Below are 24552 nucleotides of genomic sequence, written 5' to 3' on the forward strand. Positions count from 1 at the left end.
TCCGGTCATGGGGTCGACGGCCAGCACTGCCACGCCGGTTCGGCGGGGCTGCCCAGCAACAGTTCCAGGTGCTCGATCAGGTCGGCCTGGCTGTCGCGCAGGTAAAAATGCCCGCCGTTGAAGGTTCGAAAGTCGGTGACCTGGCGCGTCACTTCCGACCAGGCATGGGCTTCCTCCCGATCGACTTCGCGGTCGGTGCTGCCCAGGCATACGCTCACGGGCACGTCCAGCAGCTCGCTGATATCGCCGCAGTAGTTTTCGATCAGGCGGTAATCATTGCGCAATGCGGGCAGGTAAAGTGCCTGCATCTCGGGTTCGTCCAGGGGTGATGGCGCACCACCCGACAGGCGCCGCACATCCGCCAGCAGACCGGCATCCGGGCCCTGGTGCAATTGGCTGTGACGTTGCCGGTGAGGGGCCGGATGGGCGGAGACGATCAGCCGTTGCAGGTCCTTGCCCTGGCGGTTCAGGCGCCGCGTCACCTCATAGGCCAGCGCCGCACCCATGCTGTGGCCGAACAGCACCAGCGGCCGGTCGGACAGGTCCCACAGCGCCCGGGTAATAGTGCCCGCCATCCATTCCAGGCTGCCGGGCCAGGTTTCACTCAGGCGCTCTTCGCGGCCGGGGTATTGCACGCTGACCAGTTCGATGTCAGCCGGCAACAGTGCCTGCCAACCGCTGAAAAATCCCGCGCTGCCGCCGGCGTGGGGCAGGCAGACCAATCGGCAACGCGGCGTTTGATGCTGCGGGTAACGTCGCAGCCATGGGCTGGGGATTTTCTTCATAACACGCCCTCCTCCAGTTCAGTGGTGACGTGGATCCGGGTCTGCGGCAACCAGCGCAGCACCTGGCGCAAGCAGTCATCGGCGTCCATCACCTGGGCAGCGTAGTGCGTGCCTTCGGGCAGTTTGGCCAGTTGCAGGGCGCAGATTGCCGCCACTGTGCCGGTCAACGCCGAGCCGTCGGCGGCACGCAACCAGGCGGTGGCCTGCTGCGGTTCGCCGTGTTGCAGGCCTGCCATTTCGACTGCGAGCAACTGGTAAGGCGTGCGCCCTGCCAGGTCCAGCGCACTGGCCTGTACCAGGGCGGCAATGTTCTCTGCCGTGTGTCGCAGAGCCGGTGGCGAGCCCTGAATGCGCCCGAGTGCGGCCCGCAGGTGGCCGCCGTCGAACAGGTTGTAGGCCTGGGCTTCGCGCACCCGCAAGTCAGTAAACAAGCGCTGTTGCTCAGTGGTTAGATACGGGTGGGCCGTTACGGGACCGCCCACCAGCCAGGGCCGCTCGAAGTGTTCATCGACGAGTACGGCGGACTTGATTGCACGGCCATCGCACCAGCCCATCGAGGCCTGGCCATAGCCGTTGCCGAGGCTCAATAGAAAGTCCTCGGCCGCCGTTGTCGACAACCGCCCAAGTCCGACGGCATAGCAATGCACGGCATCGACGCGCTCGAACGACGCCGCAAGCACCTTGGGAAACAACCCCGACAGCCCGGGCAACATGCCGGCTGATAACACCACACGACGACCCGGCGGCAACTGAGCGGGCAGCAGCTGATGCAGCGGATCATCGCCGCCGACATCGATGTAATCGGCGCCACTGGCCAAAGCGGCCAGCGCCACCCGGTCGAGCACCTGGTAGCTGGGGCCCGCGCAATTGATCAGCAGGTCGCAGCCGCTGCAAAACGCCGCCAGGCTTTGGGCGTCCCACAGGTCCACTTCACGGATCTCGGCCTGCCCGTTCAACTCGCCGTCGTTAAAACGCTGCCCTTGCCCAGGGTCGCGACCGCCCAGGCGCAAGCGGCAATGACCGACCAGCACCCGCGCAACCTGCCGACCGACATGCCCATAGCCGCCTACAATCCCGACTCTCACGCCGCCACCTGCGCCAGCCGTTCGAACGCGCGGGCCACGGCTTCGACCTGGGGGCTCTGCATGCAGCTGAAGTGGTCGCCCGGCACGTCCACCACCTGCAATTCGCCAAGGCACAGGGCCTGCCAGTATTGGCTCATGTCGCGGTGCATGCCGGGCAGTACCTGGACTTCACCGCACTGGCGGATAAACACCATGTCACCGTCGTAAGGCGTGGCCTGATGCAAGGCGACGGCGGCCAGGCTGTGGCGCAGCACCTGCAGTTGCTCGCGCAGCCAGTCCAGGTCGCTCAGTTGCGAGCCGGCGTGGCGCATCGCGTCTGCAATTGCCTGCAAGCGCTCATCTGCCGACTTGGATGCCAGGGCCCGCAGGCAGGCCAGGGCCGTGGCACAGTCGGGCTCATCCTGCAGCGCCAGCAACGCACCTTGGGGCACGCGGCCCGGAGTTTGGCGCAGCACCTTGGCAATCGCCCGCTCCATCGCCTGTTCATCCACCGGGTAACCCAGGGTGTGCGGGTCGGCCTGCATCACGCGGGCGAACACGTACTCCGCCAGCAGGTCATCCTCGATCATGAACGGCACGCGGTAGCTGCTGATCACTGTCAGTTGCAGCACCTCGATGTCCCTCGCCGCGAGGCATGACGCCAGCTCCGTCGCCAGCAACCCGCCGAGGCAATAACCGACGATGCTCACCTGGCGCCGGCCTTCGGCGTGCAAGGTGTCGGCATAACGCTCGGCCAGTTCACGAATCGCCGTAGCCGGTGCCAGAGCCAGGTAACCCGGTACATCATTGAGCACCAGCCCCTCCAGTGGCGCTTCTTCCCCGAGTGCAGCAAACAGCGCGCGATACGGTGCCAGGGTGCCGCTGCCATCATGGACAAAGATCCGCGCCGGGCCTTGCGCCTCCTCACGAATCCGCACCAGCGGCGACAGGCTCTCGCTGCCCTGCCCCCGCAGGTAATCCGCCAGGGCCGCAACGGTGGGCTGGTTGATCAACTGGCGCAGCAAATCCCCCCAGGGCACGTTACGGGCCTGGGGCAGGCTTTCCCGCAGGCGACCAACCACCTGCGCCACCAGCAATGAATCACCGCCCAACTCAAAGAAGCCCTGTTCACGGCCCACACTGGGCACCCGCAACAGGGTTTGCCAGACCTTTGCGATACTGCGCTCCAGCGCATCCAGCGGTGCAGCCCCGCTGTTGGCCTGTTGCGTGGCCTGGGCCATGCCGAGGTTGGCCAACGCCTGGCGGTCGACTTTGCCGTTGACCGTCAGCGGCATTTCATCCAGTACCCGCCACTCGGTGGGTACCATGTAATCCGGCAGGCGCTGGCCCAGATGCGCGCGCAACGCCTCCGGCTCAAGGGTCTGGCGCTCGGTCTTGAAGCGCGTGATGAACAGGTGCTGGCCGATCTGTGACATCGCATCGTCAGCTGCCGGCATGCACAGCGGCGTCTGCGCGCCGGCTTCCTGCAACAGTTGCTGCCACTGCTCGCGGCGGATGAACGTGGTGTCCTGCTCGGCGCGGAAATCCTCGAACGCGGTCAGGCCCTCCTTGAACTCCATGGACGCCATGATCTGGTAGGTGTCGCGGGTGGCTTCGATAAAGATCAGCCAGCCGCCGGGGGCGAGCATTTCCCGCAGCCGGGCGAGTACCTGGCTGGCATGCCGCGAGTTGTGCAGCACGTTGGCACACAGAATCACATCCAGGGAGTTGGCGGCGATGCCTTGGGCCCAGTGGTCGAGGTTCAGGTCAAACAGCCCGTAGCTGACCCACGGAAACTCGACGAAATGCTCCCGCGCTTCGTTGAGGAAAAACTGCGACAGGTCGGTGAACTGGTAGTCCACCGCCAAGCCGTCCAGGGCCGGAATCAGGTCGGCACTGGTGCCGCCCACGCCTGCGCCGATTTCCAGCAACTGCAGACGCCAGCCCGCCGGTTGCAGTGCGGCGATTTCCTGCACCGCCGCACACACCGCCTGGTTCAGGTACTGGCTGATCAGGTTCTTGCGATAGGCGCCTTCGGCGGTGTCGGTACGGCCTTCGGGAAACAGCAAGTGCAACGGGTCGAGCCGGTCGCTCATCAGGGCAGGCAATTGCTCCTGGCTTTCCCGCAGGTAGCGCAGCACTTCACCGCCCCAGCCCACACTCGGTTCCAGCGCCTCGATGCGCTGCCACAGCTGACGGTATTCAGCACCCGAGACCCGCAGTGACGAATAGGCGCCGGTGCCTGGGTTGCGGTCTACCAGTTGTTCGCGATGCAGCGCTTGCAGCCAGCGGCGGATCAGCCGTTCGTTGCGTGGCGCCACTTCGCACAGGCTCATGATCTGGGCCAGGTCGTGCTCGACGCCCGGTTGATCAAACAGCCCCGGGCGTTGCAGGGCCAGGCCCATGGAGAGCAACGCGGCACGCTCGACGCAATCGGACATCTGCGTAATCAGCGCTTCCGTCAGTTGGCCTTTCACGCCGTTGGCCGCCGCCAAGGCGTTGGGTGCCAACCGGGTCGGCCAAGGCAATGGAGTATCACGCAAAGTCCCGCGCACGCAGGCCTGCAAACGCCGCTCGAACGCGCCCTCGCCCGCAGCGACCACCACGGCCGATTCGACATGAGGATGACTGAGCAAGGCACTTTCGACTTCCGCCAACTCGATGCGATGCCCGCGAACCTTGACCTGGAAATCCTCACGGCCAAGGAACTCAATCAACCCGCTTTCAAGGTAGCGCCCCAGGTCGCCGGTGCGGTACAGCCGCTCGCCGCTGTGGGCATGCTCGATAAAACGCTCGGCGGTTTTCTCCGCGTCCCCCAGGTACCCCATCGCCAACCCCGTGCCGGCGATGAACAGCTCACCGGCAACGCCTTGCGGGCGATCGCGGCCTTGTTCGTCGAGCACCATGAAGCGTTGATTGGCCAGCGGCGCGCCGTAGGGAATGCTGCGCCATTGTGCGTCCACCTCGGTGATTGGATAGGCAATCGACCAGATCGCCGCTTCTGTGGCGCCGCCCAGGCTGATCAGTTGGAGCTCAGGCAACAACGCAGCGATTTCGGCGGGCAGGTTCAGCGGGATCCAGTCGCCGGACAGCAAGGCCAGGCGCAGGCTCTGAGGTGCCGCGGCCGGCACGGCTTGCAGGTAATGGGCAAGCATCTGCAACTGCGCGGGCACCGAGTTCCACAGGGTCACACCGTGCTCGCGGGCGCATTCGGCCCAGTGGGACGGGTCGGCGCGGCGTCCGGCGTCGGGCAACACCAGGGCGCCACCTACGGCCAGCAGGCCGAAGATGTTGTACACCGAGAGGTCGAAGCCCAGGCTGGCCAAGGCGAGTACCCGGTCTTCGGCGCCGATGGCGAAGCGCTGATTGATATCCACCACCGTGTTGAGGGCCGCCTGGTGACTGATCATCACACCCTTCGGAATCCCGGTGGAGCCGGAGGTGTAGATCACGTAGGCAAGTTGTTGCGGTGTCACCTGCGGCGCCGGCAGTTCACGTCCGGCACTGGCTGCGGCCTGATCAACGGGTATGCACTGGGTCACCTGGGCGGGCCAGGCCACGTCCTCGCTCAACCACGACTGGCTGAGCACCCGGCTGACCTCGGCGTTCTCAAGAATCAACGCGCGCCGCGCCATCGGCTGATTAGTGTCCAGCGGCAGGTACGCCGCGCCGGCCCGCAAGATCCCGAGTACACCGACCACCTGGTCGATGCCTTTTTCCATGCATACCGCGACCCGCTCGCCGGGCTGGCAACCGCCATCCAGTAACTGCTCGGCAATCGCCTCGGCACGGGCGGCGAGTTGCGCGTAAGTGAGCTGTCGCGCGCCCTGGATCAGGGCGACACGTTGGGGTTGCGCCCGGGCCTGGCGAAAGAACGGTTCATGCAGCAAGCCTGGGGGAATCGGCTGCGCCGTCTGGTTGATCAACTCCCGCACCAGTCGCTGGGGTGCCGGCAGTTCAAGGCAATCGTCCAGGGTCCAGGCCGAAGGCTCCCGCGCCAAGCGCTTGAGCAGACGTTCGAAGGTGTCGAACATCGCTTCCAGCATGGCCTCATTGAACACGCCCTGGCGAATGTCCCAATTGATGAACAGGCCGTTGTCGCGCTCGCTGACCTGGCAATCAATCAACACTTGCGGGGTCTGGCTGATGCCGTGCACCAGTTCTGCGCCGGGCATAAATGCCCCGCCGCCACTTTCGCCACCGGCGCCCAGGGTGCTGGTGAAGGCATAGGGCATCAAGGCCGCATCACGGCCTTTGCGCCGCGCCAGTTCGCGCAGTACTTCAATGCCGGAACACAGGCGGTGGTCCATGTCTTGCCACAGTCGCTCCTGCAACTGCTGGCTGCGTTCACCAAAGCTGCCGCCTTGCAGGGTCTGGACTTCCAGCAATTCCACCGAGCTGAAATCCCCCACCAGCCGATCGACCTGCGGGTGCAGCGACAGGCGATTGAGCAAGGTCAGGCTCAAGCAGAAATGCCCCTTGCGGCTCCAGCGCCCCAGGGTTTCGGCATAGCAGGAAAGAATCGCCGCCGACGCACCCACGCCGGCCGCCGCTGCATTCAGGCGCAGGGCGTTGAAATCCCGGGCCTCCAGGTTCAGGGCGCGGCGCTCGAAACGCGGTCCGCTGGGAGCGCCCTGCATGGGCAATTCCGGAGCACCGGGCAGGCTGTCGACCCGCGCCCACCAGTACTGGCGGTCACGCTGGTAACGCGACTGTTCCCGCAACCGGCGCTCGCCCAGTACGTAGTCGCGAAAACTGATGGGCGCCGCCGGCGGCAAGGCTTCGCCACGATAGACCTGCTGCAACTCGGCCAACAGCATGCGCACGCTCTGGTAGTCGCACACCAGCAGATCCACTGAGAGATGCAGGCGCGCATGTTCACGGCCCTGGCTGACGCACAACTCGATCAGCGGCCACTGCTGGGGCGACGCCAGGCGAATTTCCATGCGTTCGCGCAGAGCGGCCAGTGCACGGCCGTCGTCTTCGCGCAGGTCATGCCGGGCGATCAGGTAATGCGGCACCTGGGGCAGGATTTGTTGGTAGCCGTCTTCCAGCACCACCGCCCGCAGCATGTCGTGACGCGCAATCAGATGGTTCCATGCCTGCTCCAGGCGCGCCGGGTCCAGTTCCCTGAGTTCAAATTCCAGGTAACCGTGGCACGCCACCCCGCCGTAGCTGAATGCCTGGGTGCGGCCCATCAGGTAAGCGGCCTGCACGTCGGTCAGCGGAAACGGTTCGCTGCGGGCAGCCAGGTCGGCCGAGACGGTGGGCATCACCGGTTCCATCAATTGCTGCAACAACGCGTCCTTGTGTTCGCGCAATTGTTGCAGGCGGCCTTCATCCATCACCCCGGCGGGCGCCCGGTAGCGCAGGCGGCCCTGCTCTTCCCAGAGTTCCACACCCAGTGCTTCGAGGTCCTGTTGCAGTTGCTGCAGTGTCATAGCGCACCCTCCACCATTGCGTTCCGGTTGACGTGGTCCTGTTCTCGTCGGGCGACAAGCCATTGGGCCTGGCGGGCGACGGTGGCCGCGTTGAAAAAGTCCTTCAGCGACAGTTCGACGTCGAACTGTCGGGCGATACGTTCGATCAGGCGAGCGGCCAACAGACTGTTGCCGCCGAGGGCGAAAAAGCCCTGGTTGCGTCCCACCAGGGGAATGTCGAGCAATTCGCGCCAGAGCCCGGCCAACAGTTGTTCGGCTTCGCCTTGAGGCGCGTCTTCATGCTCGGGTCTGGCGCCCTGGCGTTGCTCCTGCACCAGCCACAGCAGTGCGGCGCGGTCGACCTTGCCGTTGGCGCTCAGGGGCAGTTCGGTGAGGTTCAGCCAGTGGTCCGGCAACATGTGTTCCGGCAACCATTGGCAGAGCCACTGGCGCATGGCTTCGGCATCCGGCAGCGCGTCGCCCATCAGGGTTGCTGCCAACTGCGGGTTGGCCCCGGGCAACACCAGGGTGACGGCACGACTGACGGCCGGATGGCGTTCCAGGGCCACGTCGATCTCACTGAGTTCGATGCGGAAGCCACGGACCTTGACCTGCTGGTCCATACGCCCGAGAAATTCGAGGCTGCCGTCGGGCCAATAACGGCCCTGATCCCCGGTGCGGTACCAGCGTTGCCCGGCGTGCTCGACGAAGCGTTGGGCGCTGAGATGCGGCAGGCCACGATAGCCCTGGGCAACCCCGGCGCCGCCGATCCACAACTCCCCCGCCACCCAGTCCGGGCAATCGCGGCCCTGGCTGTCGACGACTCGAAAGCTTTGGTTATCCAGGGGTTTGCCGTAGGGAATCGAGAGCCAGTGAGCCGGCACTTCGTCGACGTCCTGGACGTTGGACCAGATGGCCGCTTCAGTGGCGCCGCCGAGAGCGGCGAACCGGGCGCTTTCGCCGGCTGCCAATCGCAGGCGGCGTGGCAGGTCCAGCCCGACCCAGTCACCCGAGACCATCGCCAGGCGTAATCCGCTCAGGGCATTCGGCTCGCGGGCCTTGAGGGTCAGCATGTCGAGCAACGCCGGTACCGAGTTCCACAGGGTCACGCGCTGCTGGCGGATCAGCCGCAACCATTCGGACGGCTCCTTGCGCCGCGCATCCGCTGGCAGCACCACGGCGCCACCGACACTCAGCAGGCCAAACAAATCGTACACCGACAGGTCGAAATCGAGGGCGGAAACCCCGAGCACACGGTCATCCGCGCCCACCTGATAACGCCGGTTGATCGCGGCGACGGTGTTCAGCGCCGCCTGGTGGGAAACCTCGACGCCCTTGGGTTCGCCGGTAGTGCCAGAGGTAAAAATCACATAGGCCAGTGCGTCCGGCGCCACCTCGATCGGTTGTTTCAGGGCCCTGGCCGAACGCGCCTGGGCCAGGTCCACCACTTGCAAGTCCGCCAGCCATACACCGCGATCACGGTGGGCCGTATCGGTGATCACCACCTTGGCTCCGGCGCGTTGATAGATCATGTCGCGACGGGCTGCCGGCTGTTCGATACCCACCGGCACATACACCGCGCCCGCCGCCAATATGCCGAGCACCGCAACGATTTGCGCCTGGCCTTTGGGCAAGGTGATCGCCACCGTATCACCCGGTTCAATCCCCCACTGGCGCAGGGCATCTGCCACTTGCAGGGCCTGGGCCGCCAGCTCGGCGTAACTCAACTCAGCGTCCTCGGTGATCAATGCCACCCGCTGCGGGTGCACCTGCGCCTGTTGGAAAAAGCCATCGTGCAGCAAGCCTTTGTCATAGGCCCAGGGCGTGTGGTTGACCGCTGCACGGACCTCTTGCTGGCCTTGGGGCAACGGCAGCGGCGCGGGTTGGCGCCAGTCACCGGTACACAGCCACGCCAGCAGGTCGCCATAGGCGGTGAACATTTCGTCCAGCAGGCCTTCGGGGAACAGCGCATCTACCCCGTCCCAGTTGAGCAACAGGCCATCGGGCAGCGGATAGCTCTGGTGGTCAAGCCACACTTGGGGCGTTTGCGACAAGGCCCAGCCCGGTTCGCCCAGGTGCTGCCGGCAAGTGGCGTCGACAAACGCTTCGCCAAGGTTGCAGGCAAACACTACGGGGGCGCCGCCTTGCCGGGTGCGGGACAACTCACGCAGCACTTCCACACCAGGCCAGGCGCTGTGGGCGATGTCGCGGTGCAGTTGGCGTTGCAGGGCTTGCGCCTGCTGCGCGAAAGAACCCGCCTGGCGCTGGTCGATCTCCAGCAGCACCAGGTTGGAAAAATCCGCCAGCAGATGCGGGACGCAGGGGTGCAGCTCCTGGCGGTTGAACAGCGGCACGTTCAACAGGAAATGCTGGCTGGCGCTCCAGCGGCCCAGCACTTGGGTATAGGCGCAGCACAGCACGCTGGCCAGGGTCAGGCCGTGTTGGCGGGCCTGGTCTTCCAGGGCTCGCAACTGCGCGCGGCCGAGGCGCATCGCCAGGCGACGAAAACGCGGCGGGCCGAGGGATTGCGGCTCGTGTGCCGAGGGGAGTTGCGGGCCGTCGGGCAGGTCATCCAGACGTTGCAGCCAGTAGTCCCGCGCGCCGGCATCGCTGGTTCGGGTGGCGCCCAGGTAGTGGGCAAAATCCCATTCCAGACGTGGCAGCTGCGCCTCTTGCCCGCTGTAGATCAGCGCCAGATCCCGCAGCAGTACGCTGATACTCAGGACGTCCGCCACCAGCAAATCGATGTTCAGGTGCACCCGGCTGCGGCCGTCGGGCAAGCGGCTGAGTTGCACATCAAACACCTCGCCCTGGCGCACATCCAGGCAGCGGTGGGCCAGGCGCTCACGCAAGGCCAACTCATCCGGCCGTTCATGCACGGTCAACCCAGGCCACGGGCTGGTCGGCAGCACGCGCTGGCAAGTGGCGTTCGGGAAACAGGCGCGCAGCATGGGATGGCGGTGAGTCAGGCGCATCACCGCGCTTTCCAGGCGTTGAGCGTCGACCTGATACCCGTCCAGCTCCTGATACAGGTGACAGCCAACGCCCCCCAGCGGCATGGCCGGGTCGCGACCAAACCAATAAGCCTGCTGCAACGGTGTGAGGGCGAAATCGTTGTCGGCGGCGACGGGCTTGAGGTGCGTCGCCTGCCCGCGACGGCGGTCGATCAGCAACCACCAGGCCTCAAGGGTCGGCTGCTCAATCAGTTCGGCAAAGCTCACCTGCACACCTTCGCGGGCGAGCAAGGCCGGCAGGCGCATCATGCTCACCGAGTCCAGGCCCTGCTCGATCAGCGAGGCATCGGGCTCCAGGTCCTGGGGGGCATAGTCGAGCAACTGCGCGACACCGGCGCACAGCGCCTCGGGGCTGTGTGCGAGGCCGCCGGGTGCAGGATGAACGCATGCCAGTGATGGGTTATCGGTCATGGGGGACGGTCCTTTGGGGAACGGTAGGGTCTGGGCGCAAGCGCCAGCGATTGATCGCTTCGCGCTCGTGGAACAACTCGCGGTAACGGCCGGGCGTGGCCATCAACGCGTCATGGCGGCCGACCTGGGCCAACTGGCCGTGGTCGAGCAGCAGAATCTGGTCGGCATGGGGCGCCAAGGTCGGTTTGTGGGTGACCAGCACCACCGTGTGCCGGCGGGCCAGTTGCAACAGGGTCCGATTGACCCGCGCCTCGCTGATGGCATCGAGGGCGGCGGTCGGCTCGTCCAGCAGGATCAGCGACGCGTCCTTGAGCAACACCCGCGACAACGCCAGGCATTGGCGCTCGCCGCCGGACAGGCTGACGCCCTGCTCGCCCAGCACGGTGTGCCAGCCCTGGGGTAGGCGCTCGGCGAGGCGGTCGAGGCCGGTGGCGCGGGCGGCGTGCTGCCATTGCTCTTCGCTGGCGTCGGGGCGGCCCAGCAGCAGGTTGTCCAGCAGGCTGCCCGGCAACAGCGGGCTGTCCTGGAACATCAAGGCGACCTGGGTATCTCGGGCCAGGGCCGACAGTTGCCGCAGGTCGACACCGCCGAGGTGAATCGCGCCACTGCTTACATCGCTGAAGCGCGCCAGCAGGCGCAACAGGCTGGACTTGCCGGAGCCGGACGCCCCCACCACCAGGTTCAGCGAACGCTCCTGCAACGTGAAGTCGATGCCTTGCAAGATCGCCTGGCCCTGGCGGACCAGTCCTACGTCCCGCACTTGCACGTCGTAACCCAGGGCAGGTTGGGGTTCGAGAGGCTCAGGCAACCCCGGCATCTGCAGCAGGTGGCGCAGGCGATTCAAGCCGTGGCGGGTCTGGCGCAACGTGGTACCGAGGTTGACCAGCGCGCCCATTGGCTCCACCAGGCAGGTGGCGAGAATCGCCAGCGCCAGGAACTTCGCCGCATCGAGGGTGCCACCCAACACGGCATACAGGCCGCATAACAGGATGGCGCTGTAGCCGGCCTGCAACACCACCGCCAAACCCAGCGCGGCGGGAAAAGTGCGCCAGTGGGCGTGACGCTGTGCCTGTTGCTGCTGGGCCAGGGCCTCGGTGAGCAGGTCGAAACCTTGCTCGGTGCGCCCGCTGGAGCGCAGCAACGGTTGCTGGCGCAGAAACTCCATCACCCGGGCCGCCGCTTCATTGGCTGCGGCTTCGCTCAGTGCTTCAGCTTGCCCGCCCCAGCGCACGCCCCAGTGGTACACCAGCACCAGCAACGGCAACGCGGCCAGTGCCGCCAACGCCATGGAGCGGTCGTAGAAAAACAGCGCCAGCAGGAGTGCCAAAGGCGTCAACAGCGCATTGGCCATTGGCTGCAAAAGGTGCGCCGGGGTGCTCATGATTTGCAGCACGGTGTGAGTCACCAGGCGATTCAGTTCAGCGCTGCGCCGCTCCACAAACCATTCCAGCGGCAGTTGCACCAGCTTGTCACCAATGCGTCGGTTCAACGCCTGGGCTGCTTCGGCACCGGCGCGATAGCCCGCCAGCTGGGCATACCGGCGCAGCCAGAGGCACAACAAGGCCATGCCGGTGAAACCGATGGCCCAGGCCCAAGGCGTGGTGTTGCCGAACCACTGGGCAAAGGCCATCGGCAACAACGCCAACGCTGCGCCCTGGGCCAACGCACTCAACGCCATCGCCATCAGCGCACGCCGCAACAAGCCGGCTTCACGGGGTTGCAGGCTGCGTAACAGCGCGCGAATCATGCCCGTGCCCTCTTCAGTGCGGCCGCCGAAAACTGCTCAGCGGCCCACAGCCCGGCGTAAGTGCCCTGCTGGTCCAGCAAGCCGTGATGCGTACCGCGCTCGACAATCCGCCCGCCTTGCAGCACGACGATCTGGTCGGCGTCCTGGATGCTGCTCAAGCGGTGGGCGATTACCAGCACCGTGCGGGCACGGGCCAGGCGAGACAGCGCCTGCTGGATCGCGGCTTCGGATTCAGGATCACTGGCGGCGGTGGCTTCATCGAGAATCAAGATCGGCGCTTCACTGAGCATCGCCCGGGCAATGCCCAGGCGTTGCACTTCACCGCCGGACAGTTGCACGCCGGCTCCGAGGACGGTGTGATACCCCTGGGGCAGCGCGAGGATGCGCTGGTGAATCTGCGCGGCCCGGGCGGCGGCTTCCACCTCGATTTGCGTGGCGTCGGGGCGCGCCAGGCGCAGGTTGTCGAGGACGCTGGTGCGCAGCAGGCGCACATCCTGGAACACAAAGGCGACCTGGCGATACAAGGTGGCGCTGTGCATGTCCCGCAGGTCGACGTCGCCGATGCGGATCGCCCCGGCACTCACATCGGCAAAGCGCGCAAGCAAAGTGGCCAGGGTGGATTTGCCGGCGCCCGAGTCGCCCACCAATGCGGTCAGCGTGCCGGGCGGTAGATCCAGGTCAATGTCATGCAGCACCTGCGTGCCGTCGGGGTAGCGAAAGTCCACGCCTTCAAAGCTCACCTGGCGGCCCTTGGGCTCGCGGGATTCGCGAGGTTGCGTCAACGTCGCGCTGTTGAGCACGGTGGCGATACGGCTGGCGGCCATGCGGCCCTGCACCAGTGCATCCGCACCATGCCCGACGGCCGCGACCGGCGCTGCCAGGGCCGGCCCCAGCAGCAGGAACGGCAGCAGTTGCACCGGCATCAGCCAACCGCCAGCCACCAGCGACGCACCGCCCAACAGCACCAGGGCCAGCACCAGCAACGGCGAAAGCAGCACCTCGACACTCGCCCCAAGCCCGGCCCAGCGTTGGGCCCAGCAGGAAAAGAAACTGGCGAAACGTTCCACCGCACCGAAGAACTTTGACTGCACCCGATCGGCCCGGCCGAATGACTTGACCATGGCGATGCTCTGCACAAACTGCTGGGTGGCCAGGGACAGGTTGCCCAGCGCGGCGCCCAGTGCCTTCTGGTCATCCCGATAAGCCTGGGAGCGCAAGGCTCGCAGTCGCCACAGCGCCAGCGCTGGAGGCAGCAGCACCACAACGGTCATCGGCACACTTACCGTCAGCAGGTACAACAGGCACGCCAGGGGCGCCACCAATGCGGCGGCGAGGTTGTTTGGCAAGTGCGCCACCAGTTGATGCAGCGCACCTACGTCGTCGAGCAAAACACGGTCGACTTTTTGCCCACCACGGGCGCTGAACCAAGCCAGCGGAACCCGCGCCAAATGCGCGGCCAGCCGTTGGCGAACCTGGCGTTGCAGGTCGCTGTCGGCCAGGTGGGTCATCTGCAAGGCGGCAGCCAGCCCGAGCATGCGCAACAGCAAAGCGCCCGCACCGGCCAACAACCACCAGAACCCATCGTGCAGATCGAGTTTTCCGTCCAGCAACGACGGCGCCAACTCCGCCACCGCGATCAACGGCAGCAGGCCGATCAGGGTCGCCAGGGCTTGCAGCAGCATGGCGCAGATCAACCGGCCACGTACAGGCGCGAGCAGTTCACGCAGCGAGTCTTGATCAGCCACGGGCGGCGCTTCCCTCAGGTTGTTTTGCCCCGAAATACAGCTGCTGGATAGCCTCCCGCAGGTGCTTGCGGCTGACCTTGCCCACGCCGGTTTGCGGGAAACCGGGGATAAATTCGAAGCGGTCCGGCAGCTTGAAGGCCGCCAACCCTTGCTCACGCAGATGGCGCAGCAGTTCCGGCGGGCGCGGTGCCGTGCCACGGGGAATCACGAAGGCGCAGGTGCGTTCGCCGAGGTAGGCGTCCGGCATCGCCACCAAGGCCACATCGGCGACGGCAGGATGGCTGAGCAGGAGGTTTTCGACTTCTTCGGCGGCGATCTTTTCGCCGCCACGGTTGATCACGTCCTTGTCGCGACCTTCGACCATCAGGTAGCCGTCGTCGGTGAGCATTACCCGGTCGCCGGTGCGGTAGAAACCGTCAGTGGTAAACGCCTGGGCGTTGTGCGCAGGGTGGCGGTAGTAACCGCGAATCGTGTACGGACCACGGGTCAGCAATTGGCCGACCTGGCCCTGTATCACGTCCTGTTCGTTGTCGTCCACCACCCGGATTTCGTCGCCCGGGGACATGGGTTTGCCCTGGGTGTGCAGGACTCGTTGCGGTGGGTCGTTGGGGTCGGTATAGCAAATCAGCCCCTCGGCCATGCCGAACACTTGCTGCAAGCGGCAGCCGAGGGTGGGTTCCACGCGGCGGGCAGCCTCGAAGCTCAGTTTGGCGCCGCCGACTTGCAGCAGTTGCAATCCTGGCAGGCCCTGCCCGCGCGCCTGGGCGGCATCCAGCCAGACCAGCACCAGTGGCGGCACCAGCGCGGTATGGGTCACGCGTTCATGCTCGATCAGGGCGAAGCAGGTTTCGGCGCTTGGCGAGCCGCTCAGCACCACACGGCCGCCCATCAGCAAGGTGCCCATGAACCCCGGGCAGCACATGGGAAAGTTATGGGCCATGGGCAGCGCGGCGAGGTACACCGTGGCGTCGGTCAGGCCGCAACGTTCGGCGCTGGTCCGCACGTTGTAGAGGTATTCATTGTGGCGACGCGGGATCAGTTTCGGCACGCCGGTGGAGCCACCGGACAACTGGAAACACGCGACGGCATCCGCGGGCGGCGCAGAAAAGGTTGGCTGCGGGTCGTCCAGATAAAGGTCTTCGAGCGCGATGAATTCTTCAGCCTCACCGGCCACGATCACCCACGCAAGGTCGCCATGGGCCGCCTTCAAGCCACGGGCCATGCCCCGATAATCAAAACCTGCCGTGACGTCAGCGCAGAGGTATGCCCTGGCCTGGGCAAACTCGCAGAAGCGGCCGATTTCCAGATGACGATGGGCCGGTAACGCAAAGATTGGCCGTACGCCGAGGCGATACAGGGCGAAGCACACTTCGACAAAACCCACGCAGTTCGGCAGTTGCACCACCACGTTGTCCCCTGCCACCAACCCCAGCCGGGAGAACCCGCCGGCCAGTTGATCGACCCGTTGATCCAGTTGGCGATAGCTCACCCGCAGCGTTCCATCGGTGATCGCTTCACGCTCGCCAAAGGTGCGGGCGGCGTTGCGCAGCAGGTCGCCAAAGGTCTCGTCGCGCCAATAGCCTGCGTCGCGATAGCGTTGGGCAAACGCTTCGGGCCAATCGGGGCAGTCGTCAATGATAGTCATGGGGTCTCCAGAGTTTTTTTCGGCAATAAGGGGCCGATGCCGTGAACAAAAGGCCTGCGGGGCAAGGGTGAAAAGGGCTAGGGAGAATGGGTCATTGAGCGGTTCATCCATGAGTCGCCAAGGGCTGCGGAAATGAGAGTGATTATTAATAGGCAAAAGCCGCAGCACGGCAACCGGCAGGACATTCGTTTGCGCGGCTTTTTCTTTTGATTGCGCTACAGCGTGAGTTTCTGCGGCCTGCAGCGATGAGGCGTGGTCCGGGCTTTCGGCTAAAGGATAATCATTCTTAATTACAGGTAAGAAATTTCCTGCTAGCGTATGCCCCTCTTTTCCGGTTCACAGGGAGTCCGCCATGCTCAGCCCACACGCTGCGCCGCTACCGACCCAAAGGGATTTCACCCTCAATTTTCCCAACGCTTTGAACACGGGTGCCGCCACCGTCGTGCCGGAAATCACCCTGTCCGCCGGGACTGTGTTGATGGACAGCCAGATGTGGATGCAAGAGCCGCTGTGGCAAGGTTTGAAGATCATCCTGGTGCTCAGCGGCCAGCTCAATTGCCGGGTCGAAGGCCAGCAGGAAGTGGAGATTCGCGGGCCGACCCTGTGCGCCGTGGCCAACCAGGGTGAACATTGTGGCGATCACCTGTTCGCCAGTGGTGTGCCGGTGCGCTACACCACCGTGCAGCTGGATTTCCCGTCGATCCGCAGCGTCGGCCTTGAGCCTGAGCGCCTGCTGGATAAACGCGGCGGCGGGCCGATGATGTTCTGCCAGCCCGCGAGCAAACCGTTGCTCGCCCTTGCCCAACAGATTTTCACCTGCCCGTTGCAGGGCCCTGCCCGCTCCTTCTATCTGGGCGGCAAGGCCCTGGAGCTGACAGCGCTGGGGGTGGAGGGAATTCTCGCGCAAACCGAGTCGCGCCCGGTGCAGGACGCCCATTGCAACTCAGCGGACATCGAACGCATTCATGCCGCCCGCGACCTGTTGCTCGGTTCGTTGCAGGCTTCGCCGTCATTGGCCGAGCTGTCTCGCGCAGTCGGCCTCAACCCGCGCAAATTGACCGCGGGCTTTCGTCAGGTATTCGGCACCAGTGTCTATGTGTACTTGCAGGAACAGCGCCTGGCCGAAGCCTATCGCCTGCTCGCCAGCGGTGAGACCAATGTGTCCAGCGCCGCGTACCGCGTGGGTTACAGCCCGGCGCATTTCTCCACGGCGTTTCGCAAGCGTTTCGGGGTTTCGCCCAAGGCGTTGCGCTGACGGGTTGTGAAAGTTCCGCCCTGCCCCGCAAACGAAAGAAATGATCGCTCGACCCAAAGCAATAGCCCTGCGTCACAACGCCTGGATGAGATACGTTTGCATTCGCATTGAACACCTCATCATGGAGTGAAGCATGGGCACCCGCGTTCTGTACCGAGACACCCCAGGTTTGCCAATCGATACCGCAGTCCCGCACTTGAAAACCAGTCGCAAGCCCTTGGCAACCCTGATCCATGGCGTTGCCCTGGGCCTGTCGCTGACCCAGATGAACCTTGTGCAGGCCGCCGAGGCGGACACCGATCACGCCCTGGTGCTCGACAGCAGCGTGGTCACCGGGACCCAAGCCGACAGCCCCACCGGACAACAGGCCGGCTACGTGGCCAAGCGTAGCCTCAGCGGGACCAAGACCGACACCGCGCTCAATGAAATCCCCCAGTCGATCTCCGTAGTGACCCGCGACCAGATGGACGCGCAGCAAGTGCAATCGGTGAGCGAAGCGTTGCGCTACACGGCCGGCGTGCAGGCCAACACTACCGCCGCCAGCCAGCGCTTCGACAACCTCTCGATTCGCGGCTTCGACGTGACCAGCACCGGCATGTTGCGCGACGGCTTACGTGGCACCACCACCCAGGCCTGGCCAAAAGCCGAAGCCTATGGCCTGGAACGCATCGACGTGCTCAAGGGCCCGGCCTCGGTGTTGTTCGGCCAGAACGCACCGGGCGGTGTGGTCAACCAGATCAGCAAGCGGCCACTGGACCAGTCGTTCCATGAAGTGCAGCTCCAGGGCGGCAGTTTCGACCGCGCCCAGGGTCAGTTCGACTTCAGCGGGCCACTGGATGACCAGAGGCAATTCCTCTATCGGCTGGTGGGCCTGGAGCGCAGCAGCGGCACCCAGTTCGATCACATCAAGGACGACAAAACCTTCATCGCGCCGTCGTTTACCTGGCGGCCGAACGACGACACCAGCCTGACCGTACTGGCCGATTACTCGGAGGATGAATTCGGCGCGCCCCGGGTGTTCCTGCCGACGGTGGGCACGCTCAAGCCGAACCCGAATGGCAAGGTCAAACACAACGTATTTCTCGACGAACCCGGCCTGGACAACGGCCGCACGCAATACTCGCTGGGCTACCTGTTGGAGCACCGGATCAACGATGTGTGGAGCCTGAATTCCAGCGCACGTTATGGCCACGTCAACCTGCTGACCAACACCGCCAGCGGCATGTCCCTGGCGCCGGACCTGCGCACCTTGAACCGGTCGGCCTACCGCTTCCGCATCGTCGGCGACGTGTACTCCCTGGACAACAATGCCCAGGCCCGCTGGAACCTTGGCGAGGTGCAGATGGTGTCGCTGCTGGGGGTCGATTACCGGCGCACCCGTGAAGACTATTACCTCAACGGCGGCGCGGCATCGTCGATCGACATCTACAACCCGGTGCACGGGGGTGTGTTCGCGCCGAACACCCCGTTCGCCAGCACCTTGCAGCGCGCCGACCAGACCGGGCTCTACGCCCAGCAGCAGATGACGTTCAACGACCGTTGGGTACTGACCGTCGGCGGTCGCCAGGATCATTCGAGTGCGCGCACCGACAACCGCCTGACCGACACCGGGCAGAAGCAGGACGACAACAAGTTCACCTACCGTGCAGGCCTCGTTTACCTGGCCGACAACGGCCTGTCGCCGTACATCAGCTACGCCACCTCGTTCGACCCGGTGCTCGGCACTGATTTCTACGGCACCAGCTTCAAACCGAGCACCGCCAAGCAGTCGGAAGTCGGCATCAAGTACCAGCCGCCCGGGATCGACAGCTACATCACCCTGTCGCTGTTCGACCTGACCCAGCAGAACGTCAAGACCACCGACCCGAGCAACCCGCTGAACAGCGTGCAGACCGGTGAGGTCAACGTGCGCGGCGTGGAGCTGGAAGGCAAGGCCAGCCTCGCCAAGGGCCTGGACCTGCTGGCAACCCTGACCTACAACGACGCCGAAGTCAGCAAGAGCAACAACCCGCTGGAAAAAGGCAACCGCCCCACCGACACCCCGGAAAAAATGGCGTCGTTGTGGGCTGACTACACCCTGCCCTTTGGCCCGCTCACCGGGCTCGGATTTGGCGTCGGCGTACGCTATATCGGTTCCACCGAGGCCGATGCTGCCAACACTGTGAGCGTGCCCTCCTACACCTTGCTCGACGCGGCGGTGCACTACGATTTCGACAAGCTGATCCCGGCGGCCAAGGGCCTGCGCCTGGCGGTGAATGCCACCAACCTGACCGACAAGCACTATTACGAAGGCTGCTCCCTCTCCAGCTGCAGTGCCGGGTATGACCGCAGTGTCATCGCCAGCCTGCGCTATCGCTGGTAACTGCCATGCGTGGGTGGTGGCTTCGTGTGCATCGATGGCTGGCGCTGAGCGTCGGCCTGCTGCTGGCGCTGATTGGCTTGAGCGGTGCGCTGCTGGAACTCAAGGGGCTGATCCTGCGCTGGGAGGTCGGCAGCCAGGCCTTGGACCTGGCTCCGGTTGAACACGGCGCACTGCTGGATGACGCGCAGTGGATCAGCGCGGCACTGGGTGCCTACCCGCAATTTCAGAAAGTCTTTGGCGCCGCAAAACCGCGCCAGGGTTTCCTGGAATCGGACAACGCGATCGTCTTCGGAGCCCTGGAGGATCGGCCCGGCATCGGCATTGCGATGATCGATCCCTACAGTGCCGAGCCACGGGCATTTTTTGTGTTCGATGACCTGTGGCTGGCGAAGCTGGTGGCGCTGCACCGGGCACTGCTGTTGCCGCCGCCCATTGGCGCCGTCGCCCTGTTTGCCTGTGGCCTGGTGCTGCTGGGCTCGGTGGGCAGCGGCCTGTACCTGTGGTGGCCGGGGCGGCGCAGCTGGTGGAAAGCCGCCAGCTTGCGCCCGGGCAGCCAGGGCCTGCGCCGCCTGCGGGAATGGCACAACGTCGCAGCCGCCTGGCTGTGCCTGCCGTTGGCGGTGATTGCCGGCAGCGGCGCCTGGCTGGCCCGGCCCGACTGGTTCTTCGCCAACCCCGCCGCGATCAAACCGCTGTTCTCCGCCGCCCACGGCCACCTGTTGCTCGGGTTGCCCGGCGCGGCCCTGGCCTTTCTTTGCGGCCTGGCATTGCCGCTGCTCTATCTCACCGGGCTGTTGTTGTGGTGGCGCAAACGCGTCCGCCACGTGCGCCCAACTGTTCAAGGAAATTGTTCATGAAACACCCTCTGTTGTTGCAACGCGGCCTGCTGCTCGGTCTTGGCCTGTTAATGAGCGGCCTGGCCTGCGCCCACACCGTCACCGACCTGGCGGGGCGCAAGGTCGACGTACCGGACAAGGTCTCGCATATCCTGCTGGGTGAAGGCCGGATGATCTACTCGCTGTCGCTCCTTGAAGGCAAGAACCCGTTTACCCGCATCGCCGGCTGGCAAGGGGATTTTCGCGGCCTGGACGTGCAGGGTTACGCCGCGTTCCAGAAGCACTTTCCCGAAGCCGACAACGTACCGTTGGTAGGCGGCACCTCCGCCGAAACCTTCAGTGTGGAAAAGGCCCTGGCGGTACACCCGGACCTGGCGATCATGGCCTTGAGCGGCGGCCATGGCCCGAGCCCCGACAGCGAGGCGGTCAAGCAGCTGGAAGCGGCCGGCGTGGCGGTGATTTTCGTCGACTTCAGCGACCATCCGCTGAGCAACACGGTGCCGAGCATGCGCCTGCTGGGCAAGGCTCTGGACCGTAATCAACAAGCCGAGGACTACATCGCGTTTTACCAGGCCTCGCTGGCCAAGGTCACCGATACCCTGGCCAAGGCCGGGACGGTAAAACGGCCGAAGATCTTCATCGACATGCTCGCCGGCCTGCAGGATTGCTGTGGTTCGCCGGGCACCGGCAACTTCGGGGAAATGATCAAGCTCGCGGGTGGCCGGAACATCGCCGACGGGCGCATTCCCGGCCCGATCGGCACATTGAACGTCGAATACATTCTGTCCAGCGATCCGGATGTGTACGTCGCCACCGGCGTATTCGGCCACGGCCAGGGCGGTGTGACCCTCGGCTATTCGGCCACGCCGCAGCAGGCCAACGACAGCCTCAAGCAAGTGTCCCAGCGCGCGCCGCTGAATGAACTGCGGGCGGTACGTGAAGGCAACGTGCATGGCCTCTGGCATATTTTCTATGACTCGCCGGAACACTTGATCGCAGTGCAGGCCCTGGCCAAGTGGCTGCATCCTGAGTTGTTCGCCGACCTGGATCCGGAACAGACCCGAGCCGAATTGTACCGGCGCTTTATGCCAATTCCGGCCAGCGGCGTATTCACCACGAGCCTTGTGCCGTGACGCAGGTGCAAGCCTGTGCGAGCGCCGATGGCGCAGGTGAGCGCTATCGCCACCGCCATGGACGACGGGTATTGCTGTTGTCGGCGCTGGCGTTGGCATTGGTGGTTTCCCTGGCGGTGGACATCACCACCGGGCCTTCCGGCATGAGCCTGACGCGCCTGTTGCAAGTGCTGTGGGACCCGGCTTCGATGCCGCGGGTGGAGGCGGTGATCGTATGGAATGTGCGCCTGCCTTACGCGTTGATGGCGGTACTGGTGGGCGCGGCACTGGCCCTGGCCGGCGCCGAAATGCAGACGGTGCTGGATAACCCGCTGGCCAGCCCGTTCACCCTCGGCGTTTCCGCCGCCGCCGCCTTCGGTGCAGCCCTGGCCATTGTGCTCGGGATGGGCATTCCTGGCGTGCCGGCGCAGTACCTGATTTCGGCCAACGCCTTTCTGTTCGCACTGGCATCGGTGGCATTGCTGTATCTGTTGGCACGCTGGCGTGGGTTTGGTGTGGAGAGCCTGGTGCTGTTCGGGATTGCCCTGGTGTTTGCGTTCAATGCGCTGGTGGCACTGCTGCAGTTTGTGGCGAGCCAGGACAGCCTTCAGCAACTGGTGTTCTGGACCCTGGGCAGCCTGGCCCGGGCGTCCTGGGAAAAGCTCGCGATCCTCGCTGCGGCGTTGCTGCTGTGCCTGCCGTTTTCCCTGCGTCAGAGTTGGGCGTTGACTGCCCTGACCCTGGGCGAGGAACGCGCCCGCAGTTTCGGGATTGATGTCGGCCGCCTGCGGGTGCTGTCGTTGCTGCGCATCAGCCTGCTGTCGGCGCTGGCGGTTTCGTTTGTCGGCACTATCGGTTTTATCGGGCTGATTGCTCCGCATATCGCGCGGCTGTTGGTGGGTGAAGATCACCGCTTGTTCCTGCCAGCGAGCGTGCTCAGCGGTGGCTTGATCCTGTCGATGGCGTCGATTGCCAGCAAGGCATTGATGCCCGGCGTGTTGATTCCGGTGGGGATTGTCACCGCACTGGTGGGAATTCCGTTTTTCATGGCGATTGTGATGCGTAACCGCCGAGGTGCTCTGTGACCGGATTAAGCACACAAGCATTGAGCATGCACTACGGCAGTCGCAGCGTGCTGCAGGACATTCATCTGCCGGCGTTGCTGCCCGGCACCATCACCGCGCTGATCGGCCCCAACGCTGCCGGCAAGTCGACCTTGTTGCGTGGCATCGCCGGACTGCACAAGGCGCACGGCCAGATCTGGCTGGAGGGTGTCGATCTCAATCGCCTGCCGCAAGTCGAGCGCGCGCAACAAGTGGTGTACCTGCCTCAGAGCCTGCCGGAGCGTACGCGCCTGTGCGCCTTCGAAGCGGTACTGAGTGCGGCCATGGCCGGCCATCGCGGCGCGGGTTTTGCGCCTGGGCGGCCGAGCCCGACGGTGCTCAAGGGCGTGGAAAAAATCCTCGCCGACCTCGACCTGACCGCCCTCGCCGACCGCCCGATCGATGCACTTTCCGGTGGCCAGCGCCAACTGGTGGGCCTGGCCCAGGCCCTGGTGCGCCAGCCTCGGGTGTTGCTGCTGGACGAACCCACCAGCGCCCTGGACCTGTATCACCAGTGCCAGGTGGTGGAAGCCATCACCCAGGCCACCCGCGAACGCAACCTGATCACCCTGGTGGTGGTGCACGACATCAACCTCGCCCTGGGCTTCAGTGATCAGGTGGTGGTGTTGCACAACGGTCAGTTGGCCGCTGCCGGGCCACCGCAAGTGGTGATCAATCAGGCGTTGCTGAAAAACGTCTATGGTGTGAGTGGCCGCCTGGAACAGGTGCATGGCCGCCCGCTGGTGATGGTGGATGCACGACTGCCCTTTTCTCCTGCCCTTGGATAACCGATGAACAGCTCCCAAGACGCTGCACTCGCGACTTTGCACACTGACCGCCCATTCAACCTGAGGCCGCTGCTGTTGGCCAACATGGCCTGCACCATGGCGATGATGGCATTTGTCTCGCTGATTGGCCCGATCGCTCGGGTGCTTGGCCTGGCCACCTGGCAGGCAGGTGCGGCGGTCACCGTGTCCGGGGTGATCTGGATGCTTCTGGCTCGTCCATGGGGCCAGGCCAGTGACCGACTGGGCCGGCGCCGTGTGCTGCTGCTGGGCACCGGTGGTTTCACCCTGGCCTACTGGGCGCTGTGCGTGTTTATCGATGCGTCCCTGCAACTGCTGCCATCGGCCATGTTGGCGTTTATCGGGCTGATTCTGGGTCGTGGCCTGATCGGCGTGTTCTACGCTGCGATACCGGTGGGCGGCTATGCGCTGGTGGCCGACAACATTGAGCCTGAGCACCGCGCCAAGGCCATGGCTTCCCTGGGCGCCGCCAACGCCTGCGGCCTGGTGCTGGGCCCGGCGATTGCTGCGCTGTTGGCGCGTCACAGCCTGAGCCTGCCGTTTTATGCGATGGCGGTGTTACCGCTGTTGGGATTCTTGTTGCTGCTGGCCAAATTGCCGCGCCAGGAGCTGCACCTCAAGCAGCCGCCCAAGCCGGTCAACCTCTCGGACCCACGCCTGCGTCGACCGTTGGTGGTGGCGTTTGTCGCGATGCTGTGTGTGTCGATCGCGCAGATAACCGTGGGTTTTTTCGCGTTGGATCGCTTGAAGATGAACCCGGCCGATGCGGCACAAACTGCCGGTATCGCCCTGACCATGGTCGGGCTGGCGTTGATCTGTTCGCAACTGGTAGTGCGCAAACTGGAGTGGCCGCCGCTGCGGATGATTCGCATCGGTGCGGTGGTGTCAGCCCTGGGATTTGCCGGCAGCATGTTCGCTGATACGGCCTGGATCCTGTGGCTGTGCTTTTTTGTGTCCGCGGCCGGCATGGGCTGGATCTTCCCGTCTTTCGCGGCGCTGGCGGCGAATGCGGTGGATGCGTCGGAGCAAGGCGCCACGGCAGGTTCGGTGGGTGCGGCCCAAGGCCTGGGCGTGGTGGTCGGGCCGTTGGCCGGGACCTTGATCTACGCGATCGAACCTCGCCTGCCCTACTTGGTGGCGGCGGCGCTGCTGCTATTGATCGCGTGCTGGCCGGCGGCACGGCAACCAGGTAACACCCCAGGTTGAGCTACCTGTTATTTCTGACAGTAGACGTCCATCCCTGAAAA

The 24552-nt window shown here is 64.8% G+C and carries 14 protein-coding genes; 7 read left to right on the forward strand and 7 right to left on the reverse strand.

The window, feature by feature from the left end:
- Positions 1 to 5: 5 nt before the first annotated feature.
- The 7 genes from HX801_RS19475 to HX801_RS19505 are packed head-to-tail and all read right to left on the reverse strand — an operon-like array spanning position 6 to position 15831.
- Entirely contained in the window at positions 6 to 785 is a 780-nt protein-coding gene (locus tag HX801_RS19475; protein WP_003218418.1) for a thioesterase II family protein, read from the reverse strand.
- Positions 782 to 1870: a saccharopine dehydrogenase NADP-binding domain-containing protein gene (locus HX801_RS19480; RefSeq protein ID WP_023658858.1), complete on the reverse strand. Its 1089-nt coding sequence runs from the start codon at positions 1868 to 1870 to the stop codon at positions 782 to 784. The genes HX801_RS19475 and HX801_RS19480 overlap by 4 nt, the downstream gene beginning before the upstream one ends.
- A complete protein-coding gene (locus HX801_RS19485; protein ID WP_177022540.1) occupies positions 1867 to 7290 on the reverse strand; it encodes a non-ribosomal peptide synthetase in 5424 nt (1807 codons plus the stop codon). Before HX801_RS19485 ends, HX801_RS19480 begins: the two co-directional genes overlap by 4 nt.
- Entirely contained in the window at positions 7287 to 10694 is a 3408-nt protein-coding gene (locus tag HX801_RS19490) for a non-ribosomal peptide synthetase (RefSeq protein ID WP_177022541.1), read from the reverse strand. Before HX801_RS19490 ends, HX801_RS19485 begins: the two co-directional genes overlap by 4 nt.
- Positions 10684 to 12441: an ABC transporter ATP-binding protein gene (locus tag HX801_RS19495; protein ID WP_003218423.1), complete on the reverse strand. Its 1758-nt coding sequence runs from the start codon at positions 12439 to 12441 to the stop codon at positions 10684 to 10686. The genes HX801_RS19490 and HX801_RS19495 overlap by 11 nt, the downstream gene beginning before the upstream one ends.
- On the reverse strand, positions 12438 to 14186 hold the full coding sequence (locus tag HX801_RS19500) for an ABC transporter ATP-binding protein (RefSeq protein ID WP_003218426.1): 1749 nt from the start codon (positions 14184 to 14186) through the stop codon (positions 12438 to 12440). Before HX801_RS19500 ends, HX801_RS19495 begins: the two co-directional genes overlap by 4 nt.
- Entirely contained in the window at positions 14179 to 15831 is a 1653-nt protein-coding gene (locus HX801_RS19505) for a (2,3-dihydroxybenzoyl)adenylate synthase (RefSeq protein ID WP_003218428.1), read from the reverse strand. The genes HX801_RS19500 and HX801_RS19505 overlap by 8 nt, the downstream gene beginning before the upstream one ends.
- A 352-nt stretch (positions 15832 to 16183) precedes the next feature.
- Between HX801_RS19505 and HX801_RS19510 the strand changes: the two genes are divergently transcribed.
- The 7 genes from HX801_RS19510 (at position 16184) to HX801_RS19540 (ending at position 24511) form a co-directional block, all read left to right on the forward strand.
- Positions 16184 to 17086, forward strand: coding sequence for an AraC family transcriptional regulator (locus HX801_RS19510; RefSeq protein ID WP_177022542.1), 903 nt, complete (start codon positions 16184 to 16186; stop codon positions 17084 to 17086).
- A gap of 133 nt (positions 17087 to 17219) precedes the next feature.
- Complete coding sequence (locus HX801_RS19515) at positions 17220 to 19448, forward strand: TonB-dependent siderophore receptor (protein ID WP_003218431.1); 2229 nt, start codon at positions 17220 to 17222, stop codon at positions 19446 to 19448.
- A gap of 26 nt (positions 19449 to 19474) precedes the next feature.
- Positions 19475 to 20305 (forward strand): PepSY-associated TM helix domain-containing protein, encoded by an 831-nt coding sequence (locus HX801_RS19520; RefSeq protein ID WP_371316572.1) that lies wholly within the window; start codon positions 19475 to 19477, stop codon positions 20303 to 20305.
- On the forward strand, positions 20302 to 21417 hold the full coding sequence (locus tag HX801_RS19525) for an ABC transporter substrate-binding protein (protein WP_003218435.1): 1116 nt from the start codon (positions 20302 to 20304) through the stop codon (positions 21415 to 21417). The genes HX801_RS19520 and HX801_RS19525 overlap by 4 nt, the downstream gene beginning before the upstream one ends.
- Complete coding sequence (locus tag HX801_RS19530) at positions 21414 to 22481, forward strand: iron ABC transporter permease (protein WP_023658859.1); 1068 nt, start codon at positions 21414 to 21416, stop codon at positions 22479 to 22481. The genes HX801_RS19525 and HX801_RS19530 overlap by 4 nt, the downstream gene beginning before the upstream one ends.
- Before the next feature lie 26 nt (positions 22482 to 22507).
- Entirely contained in the window at positions 22508 to 23287 is a 780-nt protein-coding gene (locus HX801_RS19535) for an ABC transporter ATP-binding protein (protein ID WP_003218440.1), read from the forward strand.
- Between the two features lie 3 nt (positions 23288 to 23290).
- Positions 23291 to 24511, forward strand: coding sequence for an MFS transporter (locus tag HX801_RS19540; RefSeq protein ID WP_003218442.1), 1221 nt, complete (start codon positions 23291 to 23293; stop codon positions 24509 to 24511).
- Positions 24512 to 24552 lie beyond the last annotated feature (41 nt).

The organism is Pseudomonas sp. G1002, from assembly GCF_013385455.1.
Taxonomy (GTDB): Bacteria; Pseudomonadota; Gammaproteobacteria; order Pseudomonadales; family Pseudomonadaceae; genus Aquipseudomonas.